The organism is Bacillus norwichensis (genome assembly GCF_014836955.1).
Lineage (GTDB): Bacteria > Bacillota > Bacilli > Bacillales > Bacillaceae_C > Siminovitchia > Siminovitchia norwichensis.
In genome coordinates, this window is the sequence record NZ_JACSPV010000011.1 from 64,905 (window position 1) to 90,058 (window position 25,154).

Annotated in this window: 23 protein-coding genes, 2 pseudogenes and 1 riboswitch; of the genes and pseudogenes, 24 read left to right on the forward strand and 1 reads right to left on the reverse strand. The window is 42.2% G+C overall.

Going from position 1 to position 25,154, the window contains the following annotated elements:
* From H9631_RS08705 to H9631_RS08720, 4 genes are read left to right on the forward strand one after another with little or no spacing between them, the layout of a single operon-like run.
* Nucleotides 1–858 (forward strand): triphosphoribosyl-dephospho-CoA synthase, encoded by an 858-nt coding sequence (locus tag H9631_RS08705; protein ID WP_191811873.1) that lies wholly within the window; start codon nucleotides 1–3, stop codon nucleotides 856–858.
* A gap of 17 nt (nucleotides 859–875) precedes the next feature.
* Entirely contained in the window at nucleotides 876–1,172 is a 297-nt protein-coding gene (locus H9631_RS08710) for a malonate decarboxylase subunit delta (protein ID WP_191811875.1), read from the forward strand.
* A complete protein-coding gene (gene mdcD, locus H9631_RS08715) occupies nucleotides 1,165–2,850 on the forward strand; it encodes a biotin-independent malonate decarboxylase subunit beta (protein WP_191811876.1) in 1,686 nt (561 codons plus the stop codon). Before H9631_RS08710 ends, mdcD begins: the two co-directional genes overlap by 8 nt.
* Nucleotides 2,841–3,443 (forward strand): malonate decarboxylase holo-ACP synthase, encoded by a 603-nt coding sequence (locus tag H9631_RS08720; RefSeq protein ID WP_191811878.1) that lies wholly within the window; start codon nucleotides 2,841–2,843, stop codon nucleotides 3,441–3,443. Before mdcD ends, H9631_RS08720 begins: the two co-directional genes overlap by 10 nt.
* A gap of 77 nt (nucleotides 3,444–3,520) precedes the next feature.
* On the opposite strand, the gene H9631_RS08725 is transcribed toward H9631_RS08720, so the two are convergent.
* Nucleotides 3,521–3,676: a hypothetical protein gene (locus H9631_RS08725; RefSeq protein ID WP_191811880.1), complete on the reverse strand. Its 156-nt coding sequence runs from the start codon at nucleotides 3,674–3,676 to the stop codon at nucleotides 3,521–3,523.
* Between the two features lie 729 nt (nucleotides 3,677–4,405).
* A riboswitch (PreQ1 riboswitch) is annotated at nucleotides 4,406–4,449 on the forward strand.
* Between the two features lie 55 nt (nucleotides 4,450–4,504).
* Between H9631_RS08725 and queC the strand changes: the two are divergent.
* The 20 genes and pseudogenes from queC to H9631_RS08825 form a co-directional block, all read left to right on the forward strand.
* Nucleotides 4,505–5,082, forward strand: a pseudogene (gene queC / locus H9631_RS08730) (7-cyano-7-deazaguanine synthase QueC); the annotation flags it as partial.
* An 89-nt stretch (nucleotides 5,083–5,171) separates the two neighbouring features.
* Nucleotides 5,172–5,663, forward strand: coding sequence for a 6-carboxytetrahydropterin synthase QueD (queD, locus tag H9631_RS08735; protein ID WP_191811881.1), 492 nt, complete (start codon nucleotides 5,172–5,174; stop codon nucleotides 5,661–5,663).
* Nucleotides 5,656–6,384: a 7-carboxy-7-deazaguanine synthase QueE gene (queE, locus tag H9631_RS08740; RefSeq protein ID WP_191811882.1), complete on the forward strand. Its 729-nt coding sequence runs from the start codon at nucleotides 5,656–5,658 to the stop codon at nucleotides 6,382–6,384. The genes queD and queE overlap by 8 nt, the downstream gene beginning before the upstream one ends.
* Nucleotides 6,385–7,493: 1,109 nt before the next feature.
* Nucleotides 7,494–9,380 carry a XylR N-terminal domain-containing protein gene (locus H9631_RS08745; RefSeq protein WP_191811883.1) on the forward strand — a complete coding sequence of 629 codons (1,887 nt, stop codon included), beginning with the start codon at nucleotides 7,494–7,496 and terminating at the stop codon, nucleotides 9,378–9,380.
* Nucleotides 9,381–9,410: 30 nt separating this feature from the next.
* A complete protein-coding gene (locus H9631_RS08750) occupies nucleotides 9,411–9,887 on the forward strand; it encodes a flavin reductase family protein (protein WP_191811884.1) in 477 nt (158 codons plus the stop codon).
* A 51-nt stretch (nucleotides 9,888–9,938) separates the two neighbouring features.
* On the forward strand, nucleotides 9,939–11,216 hold the full coding sequence (locus H9631_RS08755) for a Rieske 2Fe-2S domain-containing protein (RefSeq protein WP_191811885.1): 1,278 nt from the start codon (nucleotides 9,939–9,941) through the stop codon (nucleotides 11,214–11,216).
* Between the two features lie 161 nt (nucleotides 11,217–11,377).
* Entirely contained in the window at nucleotides 11,378–12,424 is a 1,047-nt protein-coding gene (locus tag H9631_RS08760) for a dipeptidase (protein WP_225220947.1), read from the forward strand.
* Nucleotides 12,425–12,649: 225 nt separating this feature from the next.
* Nucleotides 12,650–13,012 (forward strand): hypothetical protein, encoded by a 363-nt coding sequence (locus H9631_RS08765; RefSeq protein ID WP_191811886.1) that lies wholly within the window; start codon nucleotides 12,650–12,652, stop codon nucleotides 13,010–13,012.
* A 32-nt stretch (nucleotides 13,013–13,044) separates the two neighbouring features.
* The gene (locus tag H9631_RS08770) at nucleotides 13,045–14,094 is read left to right on the forward strand and encodes a TRAP transporter substrate-binding protein (RefSeq protein WP_191811887.1); all 1,050 of its coding nucleotides are present in this window, start codon (nucleotides 13,045–13,047) and stop codon (nucleotides 14,092–14,094) included.
* A gap of 21 nt (nucleotides 14,095–14,115) precedes the next feature.
* Complete coding sequence (locus tag H9631_RS08775; protein ID WP_191811888.1) at nucleotides 14,116–14,688, forward strand: TRAP transporter small permease; 573 nt, start codon at nucleotides 14,116–14,118, stop codon at nucleotides 14,686–14,688.
* On the forward strand, nucleotides 14,688–15,977 hold the full coding sequence (locus H9631_RS08780) for a TRAP transporter large permease (protein ID WP_191811889.1): 1,290 nt from the start codon (nucleotides 14,688–14,690) through the stop codon (nucleotides 15,975–15,977). Before H9631_RS08775 ends, H9631_RS08780 begins: the two co-directional genes overlap by 1 nt.
* 144 nt (nucleotides 15,978–16,121) lie before the next feature.
* The gene (locus tag H9631_RS08785; RefSeq protein WP_191811890.1) at nucleotides 16,122–17,513 is read left to right on the forward strand and encodes an amidase; all 1,392 of its coding nucleotides are present in this window, start codon (nucleotides 16,122–16,124) and stop codon (nucleotides 17,511–17,513) included.
* Nucleotides 17,514–17,526: 13 nt separating this feature from the next.
* Nucleotides 17,527–18,576: a TRAP transporter substrate-binding protein gene (locus tag H9631_RS08790; RefSeq protein WP_191811891.1), complete on the forward strand. Its 1,050-nt coding sequence runs from the start codon at nucleotides 17,527–17,529 to the stop codon at nucleotides 18,574–18,576.
* Between the two features lie 13 nt (nucleotides 18,577–18,589).
* Nucleotides 18,590–19,690, forward strand: coding sequence for an NAD/NADP-dependent octopine/nopaline dehydrogenase family protein (locus H9631_RS08795; RefSeq protein WP_191811892.1), 1,101 nt, complete (start codon nucleotides 18,590–18,592; stop codon nucleotides 19,688–19,690).
* Nucleotides 19,677–20,684, forward strand: coding sequence for a 3-hydroxybutyryl-CoA dehydrogenase (locus tag H9631_RS08800; protein WP_191811893.1), 1,008 nt, complete (start codon nucleotides 19,677–19,679; stop codon nucleotides 20,682–20,684). The genes H9631_RS08795 and H9631_RS08800 overlap by 14 nt, the downstream gene beginning before the upstream one ends.
* A gap of 92 nt (nucleotides 20,685–20,776) precedes the next feature.
* Nucleotides 20,777–21,778, forward strand: coding sequence for a TRAP transporter substrate-binding protein DctP (gene dctP, locus H9631_RS08805; RefSeq protein WP_191811894.1), 1,002 nt, complete (start codon nucleotides 20,777–20,779; stop codon nucleotides 21,776–21,778).
* Between the two features lie 19 nt (nucleotides 21,779–21,797).
* Nucleotides 21,798–22,298, forward strand: a complete 501-nt coding sequence (locus tag H9631_RS08810; protein WP_191811895.1) for a TRAP transporter small permease — start codon at nucleotides 21,798–21,800, stop codon at nucleotides 22,296–22,298.
* A complete protein-coding gene (locus H9631_RS08815) occupies nucleotides 22,298–23,608 on the forward strand; it encodes a TRAP transporter large permease (protein ID WP_191811896.1) in 1,311 nt (436 codons plus the stop codon). Before H9631_RS08810 ends, H9631_RS08815 begins: the two co-directional genes overlap by 1 nt.
* A 125-nt stretch (nucleotides 23,609–23,733) precedes the next feature.
* A pseudogene (locus H9631_RS08820) lies at nucleotides 23,734–24,767 on the forward strand (NAD(P)/FAD-dependent oxidoreductase).
* Nucleotides 24,768–24,798: 31 nt separating this feature from the next.
* Nucleotides 24,799–25,062, forward strand: a complete 264-nt coding sequence (locus tag H9631_RS08825; RefSeq protein WP_191811898.1) for a ferredoxin — start codon at nucleotides 24,799–24,801, stop codon at nucleotides 25,060–25,062.
* Nucleotides 25,063–25,154: the final 92 nt, after the last annotated feature.

Below are 25,154 nucleotides of genomic sequence, written 5' to 3' on the forward strand. Positions count from 1 at the left end.
ATGGAAGGAAGCCACTTGGAAAAGTTCAGCAGTGCTGTTGCATCAATAGCTGTTTCTTCGTTAATTGAGGAACTGGAGCTCACTCCCAAACCTGGCCTTGTTGATCAAAGGAACACAGGGGCCCATAAGGACTTAACGTTTCAGTTGATGATGGCATCGGCGGAGTCTCTTAAAGACACTTTCAAAGAAATGGCATTGGTCAGTTATGGCCGGTCCCCCACACAATCATTAAGAGAAGAGATTGCCGCTATTGGCAGGGATGGGGAAAAAAGAATGTTTGAAGTTACGGGCGGCATCAATACGCACAAGGGTGCTATTTGGTCAATTGGCCTGCTTGTTTCAGCCTTTTCAATAGGAAAAGGCCTGTTCACCACAGAAAGAATCCTGTCAACAGCAGGCATGCTAGCCGGCTTTCCTGACCGGAACTGTCCGAAAGAAGATACAAATGGAAAAAAAGTGATGAAAAAATTTGGCGTAGAGGGAGCAAAGGGGGAAGCGCAACAAGGATTTCCACATATTGCTTATTTTTCTCTTCCGATGCTGAACAGTTCCCGAGCCAAAGGCCTGTCAGAAGAGAAAGCGCAATTAAATGCACTATTTTCATTAATGGCTCATTTGGATGATACGTGCATTTTGTATAGGGGCGGCACTGCGGGCTTATCGTTTACAAAAGAGCAGGCTGTTTACTATCTGACCAGCGGTGATTTTAATTTGCTGGTTAAATTAGATGAGGAATTTATAAAACATAATCTTTCCCCTGGCGGCAGTGCGGACCTTCTTGCAGCAACACTGTTCTTGGATAAAGTCGATAATATAGGGACGCTTGACGAGATTTCGAAACAACATCAGTTCATATGATCATGGGGGTGCTTCGCTTGGAAAAAATAGTATACACATTCCCTGCCACGCAAAAAATCGATTACTTTTCTCATGTTGGAGTGGTGGGATCCGGGGATCTTGAAGTCATGATGAAACCCTCGGATGATCTTAAAGTGGAGGTTACAATCCGCACTGGAATCTCAGGTTATAAAGACACCTGGGACGTAGTGATACACCGTTTTTTTACCCAGCATGATATTTCAGCAACAGTAAAAATAAATGACTTTGGAGCGACTCCTGGGGTCGTAAAACTTCGTCTTGAACAAGCGTTGGAGGCGAGTTGCGATGATTAAAGCTATACAGCACAGTTTTGTGGAATGCGATGCCCGCGAAAGAGTCCTTGGGTTGTTGGACGAAGGAACCTTCAGAGAATTACTGGGGCCTGCGGAAGAACTTGAATCCCCGCACCTAGAGCCGCAAGGAATTGTGCCGCAGAGTGATGACGGGGCAGTAGTAGCAAAAGGTCAAATAGGTAACCAACCAGCACTTGTCATATCCATTGAAAGCAGATTTCAAGGTGGCGGAATTGGAGAAGTTTCCGGAGCCAAAATTGCTGGAGCATTGGAACTGGTGTTAGAAGAATGCGAAAACGGGTCTAAAATAGTACCAGTCTTAGTGCTCGATACAGGAGGAGTCAGACTGCAAGAGGCGAACTATGGGTTGCTTTCTATCGCAGAAATCGGTGCAGCGATTGTTGCACTTAAACGTTATGTTCCTGTCATCGGGATTATACCAGGAAAGGTAGGGGCATTTGGCGGCATGTCCATTACCGCCGGACTTTGCAGTGCGATTATTATGACCCGTGAAGGGCGGCTCGGATTGAATGGGCCCGAAGTAATCGAACAGGAAGCGGGAATTCGCGAATTTGATTCGAAAAACCGGCCATTTATCTGGAGAACAATCGGTGGAGAGCAGCGGACGGCCTCTGGATTTGCTGATCTTTTGATTGACGACGACACACAAAAAATGAAGGAAGCGGTCATGTCGGTCATGGACGGGCAAACTGCCAGCATACATAGAACTGATCAAATAACCCAATATGAAACGTTATTGAATTCAATTAATCCGGATCAGCCATTATCCTCTGAAAAGGTAAAGGAACTTTGGCAGCAGAAAGAAGAATTGTTTGCAAGTAAAAATGTCCCCTCCAAAGATAAGGAAAAAGTTTTAGGTAGAGGAAAAAAGTGGTTTGACCTGTTGCGTGATGATGCTCCTGAAATTGGAGATATCCCCTCTGTTCAAGTGGCAGATGGGATGATTGGGGAAAAGAAAGCGCGGTTCATTGCTGTAATACCCGATCACCAAAACCGCTTTCCGCGTGCGAGAAAAGGAGAATTAGGCCTTTTGGAAGGATGGTTGGTCGCCAAACATGTACAGGAAGCAATTAAAGCGGATGAAAATAGTGAAAAACGGGCCATTATCGCCATTGTAGATGTTCCGAGCCAAGCGTATGGATATCGGGAGGAGTTGCTGGGAATTCATCAGGCTTGTGCCGCAGCTGTAGCCGCCTATGCATCTGCAAGACTCAATGGACACCCTGTGGTCGCATTTATACCGGGAAAGGCTATATCAGGAGCTTTTTTATCCCATGGCATGCAGGCAAACCGATTAATCGCCTTGCGCGATGACGGAGTAAATGTACATGTAATGTCCAAACAATCAGCATCCCGGATTACCCTACGGACTTTGGAGGAATTGGACGCTGCGACAAGAGAAGTGCCTGCTATGGCGTACGATATTGATTCATTTGAAAAGTTAGGAGCCTTATTCTCATTGGTGGACCAGGTAGAAGCGGACCATCCGAAAGAAGCGGATCGGAATATTATTTATAAAGAAATAGAAAAAGCGATTGAAGATATAGAAACAGATCAGTCGAAGGATTTAAGTGTCAGATTAAACACTCCTCCCGCAGCCTCAGGGAGAGCTGCCTCTATCTTGGTAAGAGAGCAGCTGAGGGAACAATGGAGTTAAATCCTCATGATTTATTGGAAATTCATTCCATAAATAACTTAATAGACTATAACATTTTGCCGGAATGGGCAGAGGCATCAATTGCCCTGACTCCCTTTGTGGTAGTGCGACGAGCTCGGCCAGGTCCGGGCTTCGCAGCAGTGGGGATTCGCGGATTCCAAAGGAGTCAGCGATTTGCGGCCATTTTGCCAATCGACTGTATTAAAAGAAAGGTCACCCCAGAGGATCTAGTTAAAGAACAAAAATGGAAAAAACAGGACAAAGATATTTTTCGTAATTTAGAAGCAATCGCTCAAATCATGAACCACTACTCTCTTGAATGGGGGATTGCGGGAAGTGTGGGATTTGAACTGGCCACCGGTAAAGAAACAACGACACCTTCAAGCGATATCGATCTTGTTATTCGCTATAATGACCAGTTCACATCCAAACTTGCAAAGAAAATAAAAAAAGAGCTCGAAAAAATAAAAGTTCGAGTAGATATCCAAGTGGAAACAAGATATGGGGCTTTCTCTTTCTTCGAATATGCTAGTTGTGAAGACAGACCCATATTACTTCGGACAATAGATGGGCCTATGTTGAAGAAAATATAATCGATTATCCCTGTATAAGGGTGCGCGTGAACAGCTTTCAGATGAGGAAATGGGCAAAATATACGGAAAACGTAAAATCAAATGTGGAGCCTGTCTTCGGATTCTTGAAGGCCAATTTGCGTCTCTGTCAGAGGCAAATCAAAAGTGGAAAATGAATTAGGATTTGCCACCACCATTTCTACTAACAAATCTATAAATCCATCCAAGAAAAAAGGATCACCGTATCGCAACATGATACGGTGATCCTTTTTTCTTTATTTTGGCCAGTTATGTCTCAGCCTCTTCAGACAGTTGAATCAGGATCATTGAAGCATTGGGACAATTACCGAGGGGGTTGGCTATACTCACTAAATATGAAAATGTTCGTGTTGGGACTGTGGAGAAGTTGTTTGAGCAGTTGAAGGGGAGACAGGGGACTTAGATTTATATCTAGTTTGCTGATATTGCATTAATACCTTAATATGAAGGTTATATATTTGGATGATTTATATTATTGTACGCTCGAGTGCGTTGGAGATCTAAATCTATTCAGGGAATGTTTGTAGGGTATTTATGGAGGTTATTATATAGAGCGAATTAGTATACAAAAACTATTAAAATAAGCATAAAACAAGCCAAAAATAATTACATTTCCATCTTAATGTTATACTGAGAGAAGGCAAAAAATGATTATTGTCGGCAGAACGTTATGAGCATTTGTCGATCGATAGCCGTCCACTTCATTGAAGGAATTATTTTTATCTTCATTTAGCAGAAGTCTATAAGTGGTGAGATGAAATTCCATTCAGTAGGGGGTCAAACCCTGGCTGAATAAAGTTAAAGCCTTCGGCAAATGCCACAGATTTTCACAGGAAATTTATCGAGTGAAGCTCGATAAAATTTGGGCGCAAATACGCCAAGACGCATTTGGTTTGAATTCTTTTTTCCACATCTCGATGAATACATATCAATTCCGTATAAAAACAGTAGAGGTTCTAGCCCCCCTCTTTAAAAAAACTAAGAAGAAGCAATACTTCTGTCTTGGGGGTATTGTTTTTTCTTTATGTAAAGGAGTTTTTTCTATGCTTAAAGATGAAAAAGCTATTGTTGTTTTTAGTGGTGGACAGGATAGCACGACATGTTTATTTTGGGCATTAAAAACGTTCAAAGAAGTCGAGGTTGCCACTTTTAATTATAATCAAAGACATAAAAAAGAGATTGAGTGTGCACAAACGATAGCAAAAGAGTTAAATGTTAGGCATCATTTGTTGGATATGCAGCTGATAAATCAATTAGCTCCGAATGCATTAACAAGGAATGACATTGATATAAAGGACGGAGGAGAGGGTGAGCTGCCATCAACTTTCGTTCCGGGACGCAACTTAATTTTCCTGTCTTTTGCGGCTGTTTTGGCGAGCAAGTGAATGCAAAGCATATAATCACTGGTGTGAGTGAAACAGACTTTAGTGGTTATCCTGATTGCAGAGATGCTTTTATCAAGTCTTTGAATGTGTCTATTAATTTATCGATGGACCAACAGTTTGTTATTCATACTCCGCTCATGTGGCTGGACAAAGAAGAGACTTGGAAACTAGCTGATGAATTAAATGTGTTAGATTACATTCGAAATAAAACATTGACATGCTATGAAGGCGTAATAGGTGACGGCTGTGGAGTGTGCCCAGCATGTAAGCTCAGAAAAAATGGGCTAGAAAAATATCTCATGACACTAAAAGGAGGGGAGGCATAATGGGGAAGGACTTTTATGGATTTCGAATTGTAGAGGATCTACAAAAGGTGCATCAGGATATTAAAAAAAATGAACTGAAATATCATAAAAAACGTGTGCTTGTCAGCAAGGAATTTACATTTGATGCGGCCCATCATCATCTTCACTGTTATGAAGGGAAATGTAAGAATCTGCACGGGCATACGTATAAAGTCATATTTGGTATTAGCGGGTTTGTAGATGAAATAGGTCTTGTCATTGATTTTGGGGATATCAAGGAGATCTGGAAACGGGAAATTGAAATCTACCTTGATCACCGCTATTTAAATGAAACCTTGCCAAAAATGAATACAACTGCTGAAAACATGGTTGTTTGGATTTATGAAAAAATGAGGAAGTCTATGAATAACAGGTCGGAGCAATATAATGATGTGAGAGTTGAATTTGTCCGTTTGTATGAAACCCCTACTAGTTACGCAGAGGCAAGGCGGGAGTGGATGGAAATTGAGTAAAATACCTGTAATAGAAATATTTGGCCCAACCATTCAAGGAGAAGGGATGGTGATCGGTCAAAAAACGATGTTTGTCCGAACTGCTGGCTGTGACTACTCCTGTAAATGGTGTGATTCTGCTTTTACGTGGGACGGTTCAGGAAAAGAATCGATGAAGCAAATGGACGCGGAAGAGATTTGGCATGAACTTAAGTTACTTGGCGGTGATGGTTTTTCTTCTGTAACCATATCAGGAGGAAATCCAGCATTATTAAAAAACCTTAGTTACTTAATCAATCTATTAAAAAAGAATAAGGTACAAATCGCCTTAGAAACACAAGGTAGCAAGTGGCAGGATTGGTTTTTTGATATTGATAAATTAACGATTTCTCCAAAGCCGCCCAGTTCTGGGATGGTAACAGATTTTGCTACTCTTGATGTGATCTTCGAAAGGCTAAAGGGAGCAAAATCAACGCATAGATGCAGTTTAAAAGTGGTCGTTTTTGATGATCAGGACTTTGACTATGCCAAAAAGGTGCATTTACAATATCCGGAAATACAATTCTATTTCCAAGTGGGGAATGATGATTATAAAATGACTGATAAGCAAAAACTTATTGGGCATTTATTGCAGAAATACGAATGGCTTGTTAACAAGGTGACTTCAGATAACGAGTTAAGAAATGTGAGTGTCTTACCTCAACTTCATACCCTTATTTGGGGAAACACACGAGGTGTTTAGTAATTAATAAACTTAAGAATAAATAACGGGAAATAGTTGGCGAAAAACTAACGTTATGTACTACTTGCTTTATTTAAATTTATTAAAAAGAGTTCGTTTGCAAGAATTTGTTGGAACGACTTTTATGTAATAAAGGATCAAGTGTCCTGCGATGTTTTTCATATTAGGTACTCTATTTTGCGCTCTGTTGGCAATCTGAAGGCAAGAGGTTTTGCTTTCTTTCCGGTTCGATGAACATTGAATCGAAGGTAAGGGATTTTTGTTAGCTTTTCTACTGTTTAGCACCAATCGGATTTAGACCTTCTTTGATTATCAAGGCTTTGGTTGCTAATTGGCTGGAGGGAGCCATTTTCTCCCTCCGGCTTTTTGGTGATTTCAGCTTTCGCTTAATACTGTTGGTCAAAAGCACCCAACGGTTATTTGGCTTTCCAAAACTCATGTATTGCGTTTATAAATCATTCCTCTTTATGAAGTGCAAAATTTTTTAAGGCTCGATTATTTCCTTATATATAGCTTCGACAAAAAGCGAAAAACATTACTAAAGCTATTTTTGTTATTCAGTCGACTCTAGTGAGATTTGCAAAAGCTAAATTCAGAAAAATAGTATGAATGATACAGAAATTACTTATTTTTTAGACCAAATAGTTGATTGTTTGTGAAAATTCCGTGACTTAAAATTAAGACAGTTGAAATCATTAAAGTTTATCAATTAAAGATCCATCTTGATGGAGGGCGCGAAAATTAGCGGAAATGCATGAACCGTTACTTGAAAAATTCCTTAGCTATGATGACTGAGAGGCTATCTTACATGAGCATTCATAATACTGACAGTATGGTTGAATCCAAATACGCTCGATAAAATCTGGGCGCAAATACACCAAGGCGCATTTGATTGTCGTTGACGGTTGGTTTTTCAACTATGGAATGACAAACATAACTGCCAGAAGGAAATCAATCTTACAATTCTTGGATTATGTTTATGAAAAGGAAAGGCCTGATCAGAATAAAATGTATCTGCAGTTTGGAAAAGGAGGAGTCAAAAATTCCCTTTATTATTTCATGGATAAGTGCTTAAATGAGAATCAAACTTATGAATAAGGGTGATATTTTTGGGAATTAAGGCACATGATCTTTCACTAGACCATTTGATAACAAATCAAGAAAAGACCGGAATGAAACTGAAGGATTTACAATTGACTCTGACAAGTGCAGATGCCTGGGGATTACTCCGAAAAGATTTAACTAGCGCTCTTGGCGTAAGCAGGGCGAAGAGGTTTTTGCTCCGTTACGGATGGAACTGTGGTGTTCATGAAGCAAGAATTCTGAAAAAGGCAATTGATTGGGAAGATGATTTGGAATGGCTGATTGCCGGCTCAAAGATGCACCATCTGACAGGGAGGGTCCTGTCATACCCTGAGAACTTCCAAGTGAATATGGAAAAGGGACAATTTAATGTCTCAGGCTTCTGGATTGATTCTTATGAGGCGAAACAGCACTTAACTTATTCAGGTAAGCACCATGAACCAGTCTGTTATTTTCTAATTGGTTATGCAAGCGGATACACGAGTGAGTGCATGGGAAAAAAGGTGATTTTTAAGGAGATAAATTGCAGGGGAAAGGGCGATGAGCATTGCAGTTACATCGGCAAAACAGTTGATGAATGGGGAGAAGAAATTTCGGAGGAGCTTTTCTTTTATGAAGATGCTGACATGGGGAAAGAGTTGGACCAGATGCATAGAAGAATTGAGCAGCAAAAAGAACGTTTTAAAATCGGCTACACCCTTAGCCAAAACCTTACGAAAGACATGCTGCAGGGAAAGGGACTTTCAGGATTTGCGGAAACTATAGGAAGAAGCCTTCATTGCCCGGTTTTGATTGAAGGGAAACACTACGAATCATTGGCTGAATATGGAGATATTCCCGAGATTCATAAATATATGAGTGTTTATAACATCAAAGCTAAGATAGAAAACATGAAGGGGAATTCTTTCATTGAATGGTCTCTAGAAGATAAGACATTTAAACTATTAACGACTCCGATTTTAATAGAGAGTAAGAACTTCGGTTATATAACGATAGTCATTGACCAAGAGAATGATGACTTTTACAAAGATTTACTAGAAAGAGCAGCCATCATTTCAGCATTGCACATGCAAAATGAAAGGGTTGCCATAGAAACGGAACAGCGTTTAAAAGGTGAACTCTTAGAGCAACTGCTAAATAATAAAGGGATTGAGAAAAACGAAATGTTCGACAGGTTTTCTTATCTTGACTATAACCTCTCAACTCCACACTACGTTATGTATGTAGTCATCCAAGAAGAAGTAAAAGAAATTGATAATTACGAATATTTAAATATAAGGAACAAAATTTCTGAATCTATTTATCAAGATTTTTTTAACGATGATAACCAGCCTCTTTTATTACTAAAATTGAATTGCATACAAGCCATTATTGATAAAGATTTAATTGACACTAAATATAGATCTCCTAGACATTTTGGTGAACAATTAATTAAAAAGCTGGGCCTGGCAAATGTATATATCGGAATAAGTGATCCGGCAAAAGAAATTACTGACTTTTACAAAAAGTTTCAAGAAGTGAAAAGAGCTGTTGAACTTGCTATTTGGAAGAAGTCCGAGTCGAAAGTGGTCTTGTCTAACGAACTGGGGCATTTGACTCTTTTCCTGAGTGCCAGAGACCCCGAAGATTTGGAAGCCTTTGCAAATGAAAACTTACATAATCTGATTGATTATGACAAGAAAAGAAACGCAGAGCTGCTCCATACCCTTATGCAATATACCCAAAACGAGTTTAATGTTCATAAGACAGCGAGAGAGATGTGCATTTCCATCAGTGGGATGAGGTACAGAATCCAAAAGATTGAGGAATTGTTGGAAATAGATTTATCCGATTCAAACAGCAGATTCCAAGTGCAGCTTTCCCTGCAAATATTGCTCGTACTTGGTAAAGTCGATCATTTAACACTCGTTTAGAACATTTAAATATTGGAGGAGGAATAGAATATGGATTCGCGAGAATTTAGAAATACACTGGGACACTTTGCCACAGGTGTAACAGTTATTACGACAACAAATGGTATGGAAAATATCGGTTTGACAGCTAATGCATTTTCATCTGTCTCTCTGGAACCGCCGTTGATACTTGTTTGTATCGACAAAAAAGCCAGAAGTATCGAAGCTTTTAAAAAGGGCCGTCCATTTGTTGTCAATATTCTTCAACAGGAACAAGAAGCGGAATGCTGGGGATTTGCCAAGCAAGGACAGGATAAATTTGCTCGCGCCAACTATACAATTTCTGAAGACGGGGTCCCTGTGCTTCAAGGAAACCTGGCAACGATTGAATGCAATGTTGAGGAGCTAATTGAAGGCGGTGACCACTATATCATTACCGGTAAAGTGAAGAAAGCCAATTATGACAAGGAAAAGAATCCTCTATTATTTTTCAGGGGAGAAATACGGAAAATGAAGACTTGGTTGTAACCTGATCAATCGGATCATATATCAAATCTATTTTTTAGGAGGCAAGACAAGATGCTATCAAAAGAAGATAATCAGCTTTTAACTCAAACAGACCCCGGTACCCCGATGGGGGACTTGTTCCGAAGATATTGGATACCAGCGCTCCGATCTGAAGAGTTAGCGAAGGATGGAAAACCACAGCGTGTAAAATTGCTTGGCGAAGAGTTGGTGGCTTTTCGGGATACAGAGGGAAAGGTAGGACTCATTGATGAGCGCTGTCCTCATCGGGGAACGTCATTATATTACGGAATCAATGCGGACTGCGGAATTCGATGTATGTATCACGGGTGGAAGTTTGATAGTGAGGGCAACTGTACGGAGATTCCATCCGAACCGACCGACGGAAAGTTTAGGCAGTCTATAAAGCTAAAAAACTATCCAGTTAAAGAGGTCAGCGGAATCATTTGGACGTATATGGGACCGGAAGAGCATATGCCTCCATTTCCTGAATTCTATTGGATGGGATTACCCGAAGAAAGCAAATTAATAGAACGTGTATGGCAAGAGTGTAACTATGCACAAGCAATGGAAAATGATCTGGACTTTGTGCATGCTGCCTTTTTGCACAGGGCTCATCAGGAACAAAACGTCCAAGAAGGGGTTTTAAGCAGCGACCTCGGGATCGATCCTGATCACCCGCTTGTGAAAAATCCACCTGTAAAACAGGCAGTTCAAGATGCAAATTACGGAAAACGCTGTATAGCCGTTGGAATCGGAACGGAAGAAAAGAATGCCTTCATGGAAATCCATTACATTTTCCCGTTTTATACTTATCCGCCACGGTTTGGTGGAGAAGATGGAATGTGGCATGCCTTCATTCCAAGGGACGACCATAGTACGTGGACTTGGGATGTCCAGTTTACCCACGAGGGAACGATAGATGTAGCAGCTCAGCATGCCAGACGGGGCTTGGATTTGGACGAGGACTACAAGAAAAAAATCAACATAGAAAATGAGTATGGGCAAGATCGAGAACTTCAAAAAACAGCCAACTTTACGGGAATTCGAGGGATTGCGAATCAGGATCATGCAGCTACAGAGACGATGGGGACAATTGTTGACCGTTCAAGCGAGCGTCTGGGGACAAGTGATATACCGATCATTCATATGAGAAGATTGCTCCTTACCCAAGCAAAAGCATTCAAGGAAGGACGTAAGCCAATGGAGCTTGATAACAAGTCTTTAAAAACTTTATACAGCGACGGCTTATATGACGATAACAAAAAAACTTGGCAGGAAGCCTTTCCAATGAAAGAACAATTTGAAATGAGAAAGAAGGTAGAACAATAATAGGCTCTATAAATGAGAAAAAGTATGATGGGTACCGATCTTTCAATTATTTACAACCTGGTAAGGATTTTAGGGAGTATGAACTTTCGTACGAACTTGACCGGGTCCCCCATTTTACTTTGAATTTAAATGAAGAAAAAGAAAGGCTTTTGAAGGACATTATGGAAACGGAGCAGATAGTATCATTGCGGGATCATGGTTTCATCTCTCCGAAGAATGATAAAGATATTATTTCATACTGTAGTCAACTGCATACTCATTTCCATTATGAAGGTATTGCCCGTTCAGGCATTGATGTCATCTTTGAGAACTTCATGGATGGAATTTCACTCATCACTTCAAAAAATGGCTTGAAATGGGATGATGTGATTTACTTACTCGGAATCAGATACGCGGATATACAAAAACAGGGGACAGTCTGCATCGCAAGTAGCTTTCAAGATGTCAAGCAGGCGAAGGCCAATCGGCAAACGGCGCTGCTTCCCTCTCTGGAGGCGGCAAGCGCATTGGAGAATGAGCTTGACCGTGTCGATGTCTTGTACGGATTTGGTATTCGCTGTATGGGAATTACTTATAACCAGTCTAATACACTTGGGGCGGGACTGGGGGAAAAATTCGATGGCGGATTAACTTATTTTGGCCAACAAGTTATTGAAAGAATGAATCAATTGGGAATGATGATCGATATTTCACACTGTGGAGACCGGACAAGCATGGATGTGATTGAAGCCAGCGATCAGCCGGTGCTTATCACACACGCAGGAGCAAGGGGTCTGTGGAATACGCCAAGGATGAAGCCCGATGAGGTATTGAAGGCTTGTGCTGAAAAAGGAGGAGTGATCGGTGTCTGTGCAGCGCCAAATACCACTTTGACAAGAAAACGTTCCAGCCATTCTATTGAATCAGTGATGGAGCACTTTGACTACATAGTCGATCTGGTAGGAATTGACCATATCGGTTTCGGTCCAGACACCTTCTTTGGTGACCATTCAGCTATACAGCATGCCTTTGATGCTCGCTTAGGGATTTCCGATTCACACATTGGCGAGGAATTTCATCAAACCTCATATGTAGAAGGGCTTGAAAATCCTGCTGAAGCCATGAAAAACATGATCGGATGGATGGTGAAAAAAGGGTACGACCGTACAGAAATCATCAAAGCTGCTGGCAGTAATGCCATGCGAGTCATGGAAGAAATTTTGCAGTAAAAATGAAGGCTGACTACAAATCGGGCAGTTTGTTTTCAGGAGTGTCGGCTAGGGAATCACGATTAATCCTGCCGGTCTGGGAGAATCGAAACATCTGAAACTAAAAGAAGAAATCGTTCATGTTAAGAGGAGGCTTTGAAGCTAGTAAGCTTTCTTGCTTCCGAAAAAACAGTTGATATCAAGGGCGAATGATGAATGCGTTAATAATGAGAGGAGCATGTAAAAATGAGTGAAATTAAACACGGGGCACCTGAAATCCCCAATCCACTGAGAGTTTTTATGACATTCGAATCAACAGGATGGTTTGATACATCAAAAGAGCAGAAAGAAAAAGAAATCCTTCCGGCGCTAAATCAAATATTGGAAAGCTGGAGAGGCAATGGGTCGGAGCTATTGGGCACCTTTGACCGGGATATTTTGACTGCGGGACATGCAGGTCCGAATAACTGGCATGCCTGTTTCCTGTTCAATATCCCAGATTTGCAAACGATTACAAATATGACGCATTCCTTTCGGGAAGCGGGGTTGGATCGCTATTTCCGACTGGAGGCTTCGATTGGACGCCCGTTTTTCTTAGTGGAAAAATAGTTCGCTGCACATATGAAAGAAGAGGTGGAAAAATGAAGAAATTGTTCGTTCTTATCCCATTGATATTGGCAGCTGTTATTTTAGGTGCCTGTGGAACAAACGGTTCCGAGAAATCAGCTTCGAATAAAAGTAAAGGTGACGTAATCAAGTTGAGCTATGCTTTTTTTGCCCCGGCAGGGACATTTCCAGCAGTTCAGATGGACGAGTGGAAAAAACGGCTTGAAGAGAAGACAGATGGAAAAGTGGAGGTTGAGCTATTTCCAGGCGGTACCTTACTAGAAGCGAACAATATGTATGATGGAGTAGCGAATGGGACGGCTGATATCGGACTAAGCTCTACATCCTATGAGCCGGGCAGGTTTCCCCTTCTAGCCATTTCTGATATGCCTTCAGGCTATGCAAATGCTAAATCAGCGAGTCATGTAGCGGCTGATCTAGTAGAGAAATATCCGCCAGAAGCACTGAAGGATTTTAAAATCATTACGACTTTTGCGACTGAACCTGCTTATATACAGAGTAAAAAGCCAATTTCTTCTATTGGAGAATTAAAGGGAAAACAACTGCGAATCGCTGGGGCGCTTACACCGATCATGGAGGAGTTAGGAGCCGCACCAGTTGGAATGTCGCAGGCTGAAGTTCCGGAAGCATTGCAGACAGGGGTAGTCGAGGGTTACGTCTCATCGAGAGAAATCTTAAAAGATACGAAGCTGGCAGAGATGGTAGGCTATGTTACGGATTATCCTTTGGCACTTAACACCTTTATTGCTGTGATGAACAAAGATAAATGGGATTCTTTACCTGAAGATGTTCAACAGGCAATTGATGAGTTAAATAGAGAGATGACGGAGTTTACCGGTGATTATTTAGACAATCATGTTCAAGAATCCATTACATGGAGCCAGGAAACCCATGACCTCGAAATTGTTACATTGTCCGAAAATGAGAAAAAGTCTTGGGATGATCGCTTGAGTAAAATGCAAGAAGAATATGTTAATAAGGTAGAGAAGGATGGGCAGCCTGCAAAGGAATATCTCGAGGAGATGAGATCTTTAATTGAAAAATACAACGAGCAATTCAATTAATGGAGTATGGGGGGTTGAACAATGGCAACAGAACAGTCCATCCAATTAGATACTGAAAACCCGAAAATTACGGCGCAAAAAGATTCGACTGATGCTTCGCCAAGTGCAGGTAAACCGAATATCTTTTTTAGAATAACGGATTCTCTAAATCAGGGACTGGCTTTTATAGCCGGTCTATCTCTCATTTCCATGATGCTGATGGTAGTCTTTAATTCTATCAAGCGATTATTCTCTGATCCCATTGCGGGGACTGTTGAACTCGTCAGCTGGCTTGGAGCCATGACTGCCGTCTTTTCTCTCGGATATGCACAGCTGCACAAAGGCCATGTGTTCATTGATTTGCTCATTGTGAAATTTCCTTCGGGATTGCAAAAGCTGACCCATTCAATGGTAAATGTAATCAGCATATTGTTCTTTGCCATGGCTGGCTGGCAGATCACATTGTATGGTATGGGCTTGAAACAGAGCGGCGTTGTTTCAGAAACAATGCAGGTTGCTTTTTATCCGTTGGTCATATTATGTTCCATCGGTTTTTTCAGCCTGGTGCTAGCTTTGATAAAAGAAACCATTGAAGTGTGGAGGGAGGCAAGATAATGGATCCGATTTTCTTGGCGATACTAGGAATCTGTGTTCTTTTCGTGTTGATGTTCTTGAGAATGCCGTTAAGCTTTTCTATGTTCATTGTGGGTTTTGTAGGTTTGCTATTAGCAGCATCTCCGAAAGCTGCTTATAACGTGTTAAGCGCAGACTTATGGAACCAATTTTCCAGCTACTCATTAAGTGTCATCCCGCTCTATATCTTAATGGGGGAAGTTGTCTTCCGAACGGGAATCGCTGAACGGCTTTTTGAATCCGCATACAAGTGGGTCGGGCATTATCGAGGAGGTATGGCAAGCACAACCATTTTGGCAAGTGCAGGCTTTGCCTCAATCTGCGGTTCCAACTCAGCAACGGCAGCAACGATGGGGACGATGTCTCTCCCTGAATTAGATAAATACGGGTACAACAAAGCTCTCAGCACTGGAAGCATTGCAACAGGAGGTACTCTCGGGATTATCATTCCTCCAAGTACTGTATTGATTGTCTTGGCGCTTCAAATGGAGCAATCGATTAAAGATCTCTTTATCGCTAGCATTGTCCCGGGCATATTTCTCACCATTCTCCTTATATTAACCGTTGTCTTTCTATGTAAAAGAAACCCGGATCTTGGACCGGCAGGAGAGAGATTCAGCATGGGAGAGAGGGTAAAGTCTCTTAAAGATGTCATTCCTATTGCCCTGTTGTTCATCTTTGTTATCGGAGGCTTGTACAAAGGGTTTTTTACACCAACTGAATCAGGGGCATTCGGAGCTTTTGGAGCAATTGTTCTGTCGCTGGCTATGGGAAAGCTGAACTGGAAGAATTTCCAAATTGCCATTGCAGGAGCACTCCGCTCATCAGCGATGGTCATTATGTTAGTAGTTGGAGCCATGATGTTTGGCAGATTCTTAACGATCACAAGGCTGCCCTATGAAGTATCTGAGTGGGTGAGCAACCTGCCTGTCCCGCCGATTTTCGTATTGATCTCGATTTTGATCATTTATATCATTGGCGGATCGATCATGGATGCCCTTGGATTTTTAATGATCTCTATCCCGGTCTTTTATCCGACGGTTTTGGCGCTGGGATATGATCCTATCTGGTTTGCTGTTGTTCTATGTGTTGTGACCAGTATGGGAGCTATTACTCCACCAGTTGGAGTAAATGTATTCGTTGTACAGGGACTTACTCCCAAAACGCCGGTAACGACCATTTTTAAAGGGGCAGCCTATTTCTTGGTCACATATGTAGCCTTTATTGGCTTGCTGTTGCTGTTCCCGCAAATCATTCTATTTTTAGTCTAAGACATTTGGAAATCCTTAAGAATGGGGTGTGCATATTGTCGTTAGAAGAGTACATAAGTCAGTTATTGAATGGAAACAAAGAAGGCCTATTATTAACAGATCCGGCTTTTTCTTTTTCATTAGTGGATGTAGAGGAGAATGACAATGAGTGAGCTTTTGTTTGACACCATTGATAATATCAGCAGACGAATTGCGGAGAAAGACCTGTCGCCGGTGGAATTGACGAAACTGACCATTGAGCGTATTCGGCAGGTGGAACCTGCTCTTAACGCATTTATCACAGTATCGGAAGAGCAAGCCCTTGAACAGGCAAAAATGCTAGAGGAGGAAGTGCAGCAAGGAAACCTTCGGGGTCCTTTGCACGGAGTACCAATTGCTGTCAAGGATATGGTGCAGACGAAAGATATTCTTACCACCGGGGGTTCAAAGATTTTTGAGAACTGGGTGCCAGATGGGGATGCCGCTGTAGTTCGACATTTGAAAGAAGCCGGGGCAGTCATTATAGGCAAAGCGAACCTGCATGAATTTGCCATGGGAGCCACAACGGAAAACCCCCATTATGGGAGCACAAGGAATCCTTGGAATGTGAAATATATTCCGGGTGGCTCCAGTGGAGGATCGGCGGTTGCAACTGCGGCAGGCATGGCGTTTGGCGCAATAGGAACTGACACGGCGGGGTCCATACGTCTGCCAGCAGCCATGTGTGGAACTGCAGGAATCAAACCCACCTATGATTTGGTCAGCCGGGAAGGGAGCCTTCCTTTTAGCTGGTCACTTGACCATGTAGGACCAATGACCAGAACCATCAAAGACTCGGCGATCATGCTTGAGGCAATGATTGGATCGAATCGTCTGAAATCCGCTTTTAATGAATTGGAAAATCTAAAAGGTATCAAGCTAGGATTCTATGAGCCTTATATGTATTCGGGTATTGATCCGGATGTGAAAAGTGTCATCGACAAAGCTTTTCAACAATTGGAATCATTGGGTGCAGAAATCATTCCCATTGAGTTACCGTTTATCGATAGTGCCCTTGAGGGATTGAAAACAATTGCTCAAGCCGAAGTCGTCGCCTATCATGAACCACTGTTAAGGAAACACGGAGATCTATATGGAGATGATCTCAAGTATCGTTTTCAATATGGACGGGATTTATCGGCGACTGCTTACATTAACGCCCAAAGGGTTAGAAAGAAGTTCATTCGATCAACTCTCACTCAAATGAAGGGGATAGACGCTCTCATTGGACCGACCAATGTACAGCCTCCGTTTGAAATTGGAACGATGGTTCCCGAACAAGCCATAAGCAACATGTTTGTACTTGGAAAAACTCCGTTAGCAAATACTTTGGGTTTTCCGGCTTTATCTGTTGCGTGTGGTTTTACGAAAGATCACTTCCCAGTAGGGCTTCAAATGATAGGAAAACCTTTTTCTGATCAACACATAATGGAGATCGCGGATTGCTACGAGCGGTCGGAATCATGGACGGCGGCTTTAAAAGAGAATAAGAGCTACCTGGAATTAAATCACTCTTAAAGGGGAGAATGCGATGAGGTTCGTAAAGAAAAGGAAATTCCTTACTTTGGTTTGTTGCCTGATGGTGTTCCTGTTGACTGCATGCGGCACTAAAGAAACTGCGGGAGATCCATCTGGAAGCAAAGAAAACATTACATTGTCTTATGCTTTCTTTGCCCCTGACAACACATTTCCAGCGGTTCAAATGAAAAAATGGGCGGAAGAGTTGGAGTCTAGAACTGATGGGCAAGTCAAAATAGAAATGTTTTTTGGCGGAACACTTCTTGAAGCCAGCAATATGTTTGACGGAGTTGCCAACGGCACTGCTGATATAGGCCTTACCGCAACAACTTATGAACCCAAACGTTTTCCATTATTAGAAATATCAGATTTACCTTCCGGCTACCCCAACTCGGAAGTTGCAAGTCAAGTGGTACATGATTTGATCAAGGAATATCCCCCTGAAGCCTTGAAAGATTTTAAAATCATAACTGCCTTTGCCACAGAACCCTCTTACATCCAGAGCAAAGAGGCGATAGCCAGTTTGAAAGATTTATCGGGAAAACAGCTACGAATTTCTGGCGGGTTGACTCCAGTCATGGAAAAGCTGGGGGCGGCTCCGGTCGGAATGTCACAGAATGAAGCCCCCGAAGCGTTACAGACGGGTGTCATTGAAGGGAATATTTCTTCCAGAGAGGTATTAAAAGACTTGAAACTTGCTGAATCTGTCAAGCATGTCACTGACTATCCGCTGACGATTACTTCATTTGTGGCAGTAATGAACAAGGATAAGTGGGAAGCCTTGCCAGAGGACGTTCAGAAAGTCATGGAGGAATTAAGCAGTGAAATGAGTGAATTCACTGGAAAGTATTTGGATGAACATGTTCAAGAGGCGATGCAATGGAGTGAGAAAGAGGAAGGATTAAGCGTAGTCTCGCTAACTGCAGAAGAGAAGAAGAAGTGGGATGAACTATTGGAGAGCATGCAGAAAGAGGCTGTTGAGAAGGCGGAAGCAAAAGGATTGCCGGCAAAAGAATATCAGGAAAAGCTTTATGAACTGATTGAAAAATACACGGAAAAATAATGGGGGAATCCATATGGATATTGCAGTACTTGGAGGAGGAAACGGCTGCTATGCGGCAGCGGTTGATCTAACAGAACAGGGTCATCGGGTTCGATTATGGAGAAGAAATCGGGAATCATTCAAAGGGGTATTGGACAAGCAGGCCATTACTGTCAAAGACAGAAATGGCACGCGGGAAGTTCAGCTTCATCTCGCAACAAGTGATTTAAAGGATGCAGTACAAAAAGCCGAATTGATAGTAATTCCATTACCAGCAACCACCCAGATTTCGATAGCTAAAAGACTGGCACCCATACTGGAGGATGATCAGGTGATATTTCTTCCACCAGGTACCTTTGGAAGCTATCTGATGTCAAAAACATTAGCAGAAGAAGGATGCCAAGCGCATGTTGCTTTTGCAGAGACAGGAACCCTGCCTTACCTTGCTAGAAAATATGATGAGGAGACAGTCTCCATTTCAGGGCGTGCAACGAGGCTCCCAACAGGAGTCTTTCCTTCCAATCAATCAGAACGGGCTTTTCACATATTAAAACAGGTTTATCCATCGGTTGAGCCTAGACAGGATGCATTAGATGGGGCTCTGATGAATGCCGGTCCGATTATTCATCCGCCTCTTATCATTATGAATGCTGGTCCCATTGAGCATTTTGACAGGTGGGATATTCATGATGAAGGGACACAACGATCCGTCAGAAATGTCCATAAGTCACTTGATGCAGAAAGAATGAAAATTCGCGAGGCACTGGGATATACAGCGCCGCATTTCCCATTGGATGACCATTATAATTTGGACGGGGATGAATGGATGTATGGGAACGGTGCTCATGAAGAACTGGTTGATGGAGAAGATTGGTATGAACCGCTCGATTTGAAGACGCACCGGTATATGACGGAAGACATTGCCTGTGGTTTAGCCTTTCTTGTCTCTCTCGGTGAATGGCTGAATATACCGGTTCCGACTGCTGCTGGATTGCTTTCTATTGCTAGCAGCATAGTCGGAGAAGATTTGAGAAAAACAGGGCGGACGATGGAAAATATCGGTCTGTCGTCTAAAACTAGAGAAGAGCTGAAAGTGTTGCTCCAGAAAGGTTTAGTTCAATATGAAGTCAATTAACGGCTGCATCTTCATTGCTGGCGCAGGCAGAATGGGCCGGGGGATTGCTTTGACATTTGCCTACCAAGGCTTTCAAGTTATGTTGATTGATTTTAAGCAAAGGACTGAACAGGAGTTTGAGCAGTATGTCATCACAGCAAAGCAGGAGATAAGCGGGCAGCTGTCCATCTTGTCTCAAAGCGGCATATTGCCCAAGGAAACCATTGGACTGATTTTGGACCGCATACACATCCTCCCAAAGGAAGATGGGGATTGCCAATGGGAGCAAGCCGACATTGTGTTTGAGGCCTTGCCAGAAATAGCGGAAGCAAAAAGAGAGGCGTTTGAATGTATCTGTCTTAAAGTTCCTAAAGAGGTGCCGATTGCCTCTACATCTTCAGCTTATTCTGCTAACGAACTGGCAGAAATGGTCACACCGAAAGAGAGGTTCTTAAATACTCACTGGCTGAACCCTGCCTATCTTATTCCTTTGGTGGAAGTAAGCCCGGGAACAGCGACGAATGAAAAGGTTCTGCGAGATGTTTTCCAGTTGCTTGAAAGAATTGGAAAGGTCCCAGTCAAATGTGCGCCTTCTCCGGGGTATATTGTCCCAAGGGTTCAGGCGCTTGCCATGAACGAAGCTGCCAGACTGGTCGAAGATGGAGTGGCCTCTCCAGAAGATATAGACAAAGCTGTCCGAATTGGATTTGGCCTGCGATTTGCTGTTCTGGGTCTGTTAGAGTTCATTGACTGGGGCGGGGCAGACACACTATATCATGCAAGTAACCATCTGAAACGGTCATTGGGCACAGACAGGTTCACTCCCGCTCAGATCATTCAAGAAAAAATAGAGCAGGGGGAAATCGGATTAAAGACCGGAAAAGGTTTTTATTCCTTCGATGAAAAAGGGATGGATCAGTATCAACGGGAAACCATTCAAAAATTCATTCATTTATTGGATCATTTGGGATTAATACCGAAGCCGGCTGACGAGCCATTAACGGTAAAGAAGTAACATATGCGTTCAGCTCTACCTGAGAGCTGAACGTTTTTGATAACATATAAAATTTTTGCTTCAACTAAAACATTGCGCAAAAAGGTGATTATATGCGAAAACTACTCGTTGGGTTTTTATTGTTGTACATGACCTTTATGAGTGCTTGCGGCAACAAAGCAGTGACCGGGGAATCCAGTAAACAGCAATCAGAGACTGTCACTTTTACAGCTGTGAGCTTTCTTCCGAAAAACGATCCTCTGACTATTACTTTAAATGAATGGATTAAAGAAGTTGAAACAGCGACAGATGGAAGGGTCAGGATTGACTGGAAGGGCGGAGCCAATATCATCCCGGTAAATCTTCAGTTTGAAGCATTAAAGTCAGAAATTGTTGATGTGCTTTTTACATATACAGGTCAATATCATTCGCAGGCACCGGCTGTTTCTGCTTTGCCGCTCTCACAACTGTCTCCTTCGGAAGAACGGGAAAATGGATTATACGATGAAATGGTTAAGGAGCATCAATCACTTGGAGTCCAGTATATTGGCAGATGGCTCTCTGGTTCTCCGCGTATTTGGCTGAATGAACCGATTGAGGAATTAAAAGAGTTAGAGGGCATGCAAATTCGCTCCGCCCCCAACTATCGGCGTTTTTTTAATAACATAGGGATCTCTTCTGTCATGGTCGCTCCGACAGAAGTCTATACTTCTCTACAAACTGGAGTGGTGAAAGGTTTTGTATACGGGGGGCTTGTAGGGCCAAGGAGAAATGGATGGACAGATGCTTCAAAATATGTGCTGGATCATCCGTTCTGGAATCAGAATTGCACAATTTTAATGAATGATAATAAATGGGATGAAATATCCAGGGAAGATCAGCGGGCGATTACTCGTGCAACAGCCGCTTATGAAAAGAAAATGGTTGACCATTACTTAGAGGAAGATGAAGTTGAGAAGAAAGAATTGCTCAAAACAGGAATTGAGTTTATTCAGCTCTCAGCAGAGGATGGGAAAAAGTTCACCAACCAAGCTTATGAAGTAGAGTGGAGATATTTGGAAGAAAAGGTACCTGATAAAGTGGAAAGACTTCGAGAACTTACGGCCAAGGAATGATAACTGAAGGAGGCAGAGGATGTTTAGAAAAGCAGTAAATCGTATGACGGATGTATTTGGCGTAATCGGCATCTTCCTAATTATCGGGTTGTGCTGTCTGGTGATCATTGAAATTATCAACCGGAATTTTCTCTATTTAGGGATGGACTGGACGATTGAGATGACAGAGTATATGCTTGCTTTTATAACTTTTTGCGGGGCGGGGTGGCTATTGAAAGCCGATGGCCATATCAAATTCGATTTAATTACTGAAAGATTGTCACCAAAGTATAAAAGAGCTGCGAATATTCTCAGTTCATCTATTGGATTTTTGATTACTGCCATCCTGACATTTTTCGGTTTTTATAAAGTGGCGGACTTAATCTCCCAAGGGATCGTGACAGAGACAGTTTTGGAGCTTCCCCAAGCACTGCTTATAGGGATAGTGCCGATTGGCCTGTTCATTGCTTCGCTGCAATTTTTATTCAGAATCATTGACTCTGTTAATGGGCTCCCCGCCGAACAGAAAGGAGAAAGCTGATGGAATGGTATATTGTGTTAACTCTCATATTCGTAGGCTTGGCATTCTTGTTCGGAATAGGCATGCCTGTTGCCTTTGCTTTCCTGGTGGTAAATACGATTGCTGTTTTCATTCTATGGAACGGTACCAATGGGGTGGAATTGCTGACTATGGATATGTTTCAATCTGTCAGTCTGTTCTCATTGCTCCCGATTCCCATGTTTATTTTAATGGGAGAGATTATGTTTCGGACGGGTATAGGGGCTTATGTGTTTGAGGCGCTTGGCATGTGGCTGGGTGCGCTGCCGGGTCGATTGAGCCTGCTTGCAGTGGGGAGCGGAACATTATTTTCTGCTTTGAGCGGGTCAAGTGTGGCAAGCACTGCCTTGCTGGGGTCGCTTTTAGTCCCTGAAATGGAGAAAAGAGGCTATAGTCATAAGATGTCGATTGGCCCCATTTTGGGGAGTGCAGGATTATCCACAATGATACCGCCGACAGCGCTTGGTGTTATCCTTGCTTCTCTAGCGGGAATACCTGTCGGGCATTTTTTGGTAGCTATCGTGATTCCAGGACTACTACTAGCATTGATCTTTGTTGTTTATGTCACTATACGTTGTGCTCTGCAGCCGGAGCTGGCTCCCTCTTACCGTGTGGAGAAGGTGTCCCTGGCTGAAAGGTTAACAAATACAGTGAAGTACATTATGCCAATTGGGCTTATTGTCGCCATCATTGTAGCCTTGATCATGTTGGGGATCGCTACACCAACCGAATCGGCAGTCCTTGGAGCAGTTGCCGTTGTACTCCTGGCAGCCATCTATAAAAGACTGACGTATAAACTGCTATTAGAGTCACTTCATGGAACATTAAAAACAACAGCTATGATTTTAATGATCATGGCGGGTGCTTCCATATTCAGTCAGGTACTAAGTTTTACGGGAATTACTGAAGCCCTTATCCTTTTTTTCAGCGAGCTTTCTATACCCCCAATTTTGGTATTGATCATATTACAGATTCTGCTTATTTTTCTCGGCTGCTTTCTGGAGCCTGTTTCCATTATGATGATGACCTTGCCATTACTTATGCCCATAATAGGAGCGGTTGGATTTGATAAAATCTGGTTTTCGGTCATTTTACTGCTGAATATGCAATTGGCAACCATTACTCCGCCGTTTGGAATGGACCTGTTTGCGATGAAGGGCGTTTTGGCTGATAAAGTAAGCATGGGAGAGATATACAGAGCCGTTGCTCCATTTATTGTATTAAACGTTGTTTGTATGGTATTACTGATCGTGTTTCCTAAGCTGGTATTATGGCTGCCAAGCTTGATGTGAGACAAAGACAAGGGGAACAGTACGGTTTTTCTTCGTTTTTTCAGCCTATTGGTATGTTGTGACAGTCGAATAGTAAATTTAAAATTGGAAATATACACTTATTTCAGGTTGAGGGAGGGTTTGAGGTGCAGGAGGACAAAGAAGTGCGTGACATTACCATTATTGGGGGAGGGCCAATCGGTATTTTTACGGCATTCTATGCTGGATTGAGACAGGCAACCGTCAAAATAATCGATAGCCTTCCGCAATTAGGCGGACAATTAAGCGCATTATATCCCGAAAAATATATATACGATGTTGCTGGATTTCCAAAGGTTCGGGCACAGGAGCTTGTGGACAATTTGATTGAGCAAATGAATATGTTTAATGCCAATACTTCTATTTGTTTGAATCAAGCTGTTCAATCTATTAAAAAAGAGAACGGAATTTTCAGGATTAAGACGGGTTCTAGTATTCACTATTCAAAAACGATTATTATTACAGCGGGAAACGGCGCTTTTCAGCCGCGTAAATTAAAGCTGGATGAGATTAATAAATATGAAGATTCCAATGTTCATTATTTTATTACGGACCTTGAAAAGTTCAGGAATAGGCGTGTTGCTGTTTTTGGCGGAGGTGACTCAGCCGTAGATTGGGCATTAATGCTTGAACCAATCGCAGGTCAGGTTACCGTTGTACATCGCCGAGATAAGTTCAGAGCTCATGAGCACAGTGTTGAGTTGCTAAAGAAATCATCTGTAAAAGTTTTGACGCCATTCAATCCTATCAAATTCCTAGGCGACGACCGGGTCAAAGAAGTGATTTTACAAGAAACAAAGAGTGATTCCGAAATTACGATCCCTGTTGATGATGTCCTGATTAATTATGGGTTTGTAGCTTCTTTGGGTCCTATTTTGGAATGGGAATTACTCATCGAGAAGAATTCAATTGTAACGAACTCCAAAATGGAGACAAATATGGAGGGTATTTATGCAGCTGGTGATATTACAACCTATTCAGGCAAAGTGAAGTTAATCGCTTCCGGGTTTGGAGAAGCTGCAACAGCTGTAAGCAATGCGAAAGCATTTATTGACCCTGATGCAAAGTACAGTCGCTTCACAGCACAACCATTATGGAAAAAAGAGCGATGGAAGAAAAGCAGACAATGACTATATCATAAATATGGATTCATATAAGGAGGAATAATGCCGATGCCAAAATACACAATTGTTGACCAAGATACATGCATTGCATGCGGAGCCTGCGGGGCTGCTGCACCCGATATTTATGATTACAATGAAGAAGGGCTGTCGTTTGTAATATTGGATGACAATAGCGGGAATACACCCGTTCCTGAAGATTTGATGGATGATTTGGAAGATGCCCATGAAGGATGCCCGACAGAATCTATTAAAATATCTGATGAGCCGTTTAATGGAAATCCGTACAAGTTTCCGAGTGCCGGAGGCTTTTAATGATAGGAAGGCCGAGTAAAAAGGAAAACCAGCTTCTCTTTTTTTTCTAAACAAGATTGAACCTCTTCGTATGGTTATTTCAAATATATTAG